Consider the following 3,904-nt stretch of genomic DNA (forward strand, 5'->3'; position numbering starts at 1 on the left):
GCCTTGGTGCGGATCTGGAAATTGCCGAAACCGGAAATTTTCACGTCATTGCCGTCCACCAGGCTGTCTGAAATGAGGTCGAAAAACGCGTCGATCATGTCCTTCGATTCGCGTTTATTGAGCCCGATCTGCTCAAACAGCAATTCGGCGAGGTGGGCCTTGGTCAGCGCCGGGGTTTCCAGGCTTTCTACAGAAAAATCCATGCGGCAGTGCTCCTGGCGTTTTTATTTTTGGAAGATTTCGTGGAAGCCTCAGGCACGCAAACGTGCCCCGAGCTGGCCCTGCAGATTCGCGAGAACCGCCTGAACAGCCGCCTCAATTTCCTCGTCGGTCAGTGTAGCGGTGTCACTCGAAAGCACCAAGCGCACGGCCAGGCTTTTTTCGCCCATTTGCATGCTGGCGCTTGCCTGTTGCGGCCGGTAGACGTCGAACAGGGTCGCTCCCTTGAGCAGGCCTTGCGTGGCGGCGCCGTGGATAGCCCCCATGAGCGCGGCGTGCGTGACACCCTCGGCCACGATGACGGCGATGTCGCGCTCCACGGGTTGCAGCTTGCTGACCTGCTTGAATTCGGGCACCTGGCGCTGCAAGACCGCGTCGAGTTCCAGTTCGAACAACAGCGGCGCCTGGGCCAGGTCATAGCCCTGCCGCCACTGTGGATGCAGTTCACCGACGAACCCGATCCGCTTGCCCGCCACGGAGACGCTGGCACAGCGGCCGGGGTGCATGGCAGGATGCGCGGCGGGCGCAAAGACCGCCTGCAGCGGCGCGAGCAGGGCTTCGACATCACCCTTGATGTCGAAGAAATCCACCACTTTGTCAGTTTGGCTCCAGTTCAGCGCAGTCYGCGGCCCATAGGCTAGGCCGGCTACGCGCATGGGCTGGCTGAAGCCGGCTACCGTGGTGTCGGTGTTCTGTACCTGGGCATCACGCAAGAAGACGCGGCCCAGCTCGAACACGTTGACGCGGGGCGCCTTGCGATCCAGGTTGAACTTGAGCACCTGCAGCAACGAGCCCAGCAGCGAGCTGCGCATGACGCTCATCTGGCTGGCAATCGGGTTGAGCAGCTTGATGGGGTTCGGGTTGCCGGCGAGTTCATGCTCCCAGCGCTCTTCCACAAAGCTGAAATTGATGGTTTCCTGGTAGCCCAGCGAAGCCAAAGCGCGGCGCACGGCAAAGGGGCTGCGCTCGGCTTCGGGGCGCAGCCGCGCCGTAATGGGCGCCAGCGGCGGCGTGTCGGGCAAATGGTTGTAGCCCACCATACGCACCACTTCTTCGATGAGGTCTTCCTCGATCTGCAGATCGAAGCGGTAGCTCGGAGGCGTCACGGTCAGCGTGCCCTCCCCTTGCGCCACCGGCAAACCCAGGCGCTGGAGCGCGTCCAGGCATTGCGCCTGCGTGAGCGGCATACCGATCACCTTGGAGGCCCGCGCGACGCGCAGGGTGACAGGCGCCGCCTTGGGCACATTGGCCTGCTGGTCGTCCATGGGGCCGCACACGGTTTCCGGCGTGCCGCAGATGTCGATGATCAGCTGGGTGATGCGCTCGATGTGCTCGACGGTCTGCCCGGGATCAACGCCGCGTTCGAAACGATGGCCCGCGTCGGTCGAGAAGTTGTAGCGGCGCGAGCGGCCGGCAATCGCCTTGGGCCACCAGAAAGCGGCTTCGACGTAGACGTGTTTCGTGTCGTCAGATACGGAAGTTGCGTCGCCGCCCATGATGCCGGCCAGCGATTCGACTTGTGCGTCGTCGGCGATGACACCGACCTTTTCATCGACCGTCACGGTATTGCCGTTCAGCAGCTTGAGCGTCTCGCCAGGCTTGCCCCAGCGGACGTCGAGCCCGCCGTGGATTTTGTCGAGGTCAAAGATGTGCGAAGGGCGGCCCAGCTCGAACATCACGTAGTTGGAGATGTCCACGAGCGCGGTCACGCTGCGCTGGCCACAGCGGGCCAGGCGGTCCACCATCCATTGCGGCGTGGCGGCTTTGGTATTGACGTTGCGCACCACGCGGCCGGAAAAGCGGCCGCACAGGTCGGGGGCGCTAATCTTGACCGGCACCTTGGTGGCATCGACAGTGGCTACTGCAGGAAACGACGGCGTATTCAGTGGAGCACCCGTAAGCGCGGCGACTTCGCGCGCGACCCCATAGACGCTCAGGCAATGCGCGAGGTTGGGCGTGAGCTTGAGGGTGAACAGGGTGTCATCGAGCCGAAGGTGCTCGCGGATGTCCTGGCCCAGCGGCGCATCGGCGGCCAGTTCAAGCAGGCCGCCGTGGTCTTCGGAGAGTTTGAGTTCGCGCGCAGAGCACAGCATGCCCTGGCTTTCCACGCCGCGCAGCTTGCCGACCTTGATCAGGAAGGGTTTGCCGTCTTCGCCGGGCGGCAGCTCGGCACCCACCAGGGCGCAAGGCACCTTGATGCCGACGCGGGCATTGGGCGCGCCGCAGACGATGTTGAGCAGGCTGCTCTGCCCCACGTCGACCTGGCAGACGCGCAGGCGGTCTGCATCAGGGTGCTGGACGGCCTCCTTGATTTCACCGACGACGATCTTGGTGAAAGGCGGCGCCACAGGCTTGAGCTCTTCGACCTCCAGGCCGGCCATGGTGAGGGTGTCGGCGAGTTGCTGGGTATCGAGCGGCGGATTGCAGAATTCGCGCAACCAGGATTCTGGGAATTGCATGGTGAGACCTTGTTTTTGTTTTTGTTCTTATGGCTTATGACTGGAACTGCGAGAGAAAACGGATATCGCCGTCGAAGAACAGGCGCAGGTCGTTGACGCCGTAGCGCAGCATGGTCAGGCGGTCGGGCCCCATGCCGAAAGCAAAGCCGATGTACTTCTCGGGATCCAATCCCATGTTGCGCACCACGTTCGGGTGCACCTGGCCCGAGCCGGCCACTTCCAGCCAGCGGCCGGCGAGCGGGCCGGTCTGGAACTGGATGTCGATCTCGGCGCTGGGCTCGGTGAAAGGGAAAAAGCTGGGCCGAAAGCGCAGCACCAGGTCGTCGCTTTCAAAGAAGGTGCGGCAGAAATCGGTGAAGACGAATTTGAGGTCCTTGAAGCTCACGTTCTCACCTATCCACAGGCCTTCGCACTGGTGAAACATGGGTGAGTGAGTGGCGTCGCTGTCGACACGGTAGGTGCGGCCCGGCGCGATGACGCGAATTTCGGGCATGCGGCCGCCGGCATCGATCAGCGCGCGGTGCTTCTTGACATGCTGGACCGCATGGCGGATCTGCATGGGGCTGGTGTGGGTGCGCAGCAGATTGGGCGCGGATTCGGTGCCGCCCTCGACGTAAAAGGTGTCGTGCATCGACCGCGCCGGATGGTCTTCCGGCGTGTTGAGCGCGGTGAAATTGAACCAGTCGGTTTCGATCTCGGGGCCCTGGGCCACGTCGAAGCCCATGGAGCCGAATATGCCTTCGATGCGCTCCAGTGTCAGCGACACGGGATGCAGGCCACCCTGCACGCGCTGGCGGCCCGGCAGGCTCACGTCGAGCGCTTCAGCTTTGAGCTGCTTTTGCAGTTCGGCGTCGGCCAGTGCCTGGCGGCGTTCGTTCAGCGCGGCTTCGATGGCCTGCTTGGCCAGGTTGATGGCGGCGCCGCGGGATTTTTTCTCYTCGACGCTGAGGGCCGCCATGCCCTTCATCAACTCGGTCACGCGGCCGGCCTTGCCCAGGAACTGCGCCTTGGCGTTTTCCAGGTCGGCGGGCGTGTGGGCCTGCGCAAAGCTGGCCTGGGCGCTGCTGACCAGTTCTTGGAGGGCATCAGGTTGGGTCATACGTTCTCTTGTTCGAAATACAAAACAGCGAAGGCGCTTTCGGCAGGACTCTCACCAAGCCGGCGGGCTGTGAGCGCTGCGGAAAGGGCCATGAAAAAAGGGCCAGAGCCTTTTCAAGCTCCAGCCC

At 63.1% G+C, this 3,904-nt stretch carries 3 protein-coding genes; all 3 read right to left on the minus strand.

All coding sequences use genetic code 11. From position 1 onward, the window contains the following. The coding region (locus AC1D0P_RS22990) for an HU family DNA-binding protein (RefSeq protein ID WP_477678862.1) at window positions 1-203 on the minus strand (203 nt) is incomplete at its 3' end. Between the two features lie 48 nt (window positions 204-251). After that, entirely contained in the window at window positions 252-2,678 is a 2,427-nt protein-coding gene (gene pheT / locus AC1D0P_RS22995; protein WP_477678863.1) for a phenylalanine--tRNA ligase subunit beta, read from the minus strand. Window positions 2,679-2,712: 34 nt separating this feature from the next. Next, window positions 2,713-3,777 (minus strand): phenylalanine--tRNA ligase subunit alpha, encoded by a 1,065-nt coding sequence (pheS, locus tag AC1D0P_RS23000; RefSeq protein WP_477678864.1) that lies wholly within the window; start codon window positions 3,775-3,777, stop codon window positions 2,713-2,715. Window positions 3,778-3,904 lie beyond the last annotated feature (127 nt).

The organism is Polaromonas sp. P1_G2, from assembly GCF_056405515.1.